This is a genomic window from Acinetobacter endophylla (assembly GCF_053543775.1).
In genome coordinates this window covers 1-417 of record NZ_JBLVOM010000156.1, presented here as the reverse complement: position 1 = coordinate 417, position 417 = coordinate 1, and the positions used below count along the sequence as shown (strand labels likewise).

The window sequence follows — 417 nt, the reverse complement described above, 5'->3', positions numbered from 1 at the left end:
TAAATTGGAAGTACAGCAGCGGATCAGTGATGCTGGGGAGTCATTAAGGACTGATATTCAGAACCTGGATATTCAATATGATTATGAACGTCGTCGTATTGAATTGAACTCTGAATATGCCAAGGATGAAAAACGACAGCTGATTGCATTGTCGAAAGCTGCCCAGGATCTTGAAAAGCGTCAGATGAATCAGGATGCAATTGCAAACTGGGGTGGTACTTTTGCAGAAATGACGGGGACTCGTGATCAGTACAGTCTGAGTCAGACACGCTTCAGACGCACTGATGAGTCTCAAGATGTCTTTAATACATCCATGGCCCTGGCTGAAACAGCAGCTGAACGTGAAGCAATCTGGCAAGCACACCATGACCGGATGCAGATGATTGAGACTGACTATCAAATTTCATCAATGCAGTT

Annotated in this window: 1 pseudogene; it reads left to right on the top strand. The window is 44.4% G+C overall.

What is annotated here, in order from left to right:
• A pseudogene (locus ACNPNW_RS06125) lies at positions 1-417 on the top strand (transglycosylase SLT domain-containing protein); the annotation flags it as partial.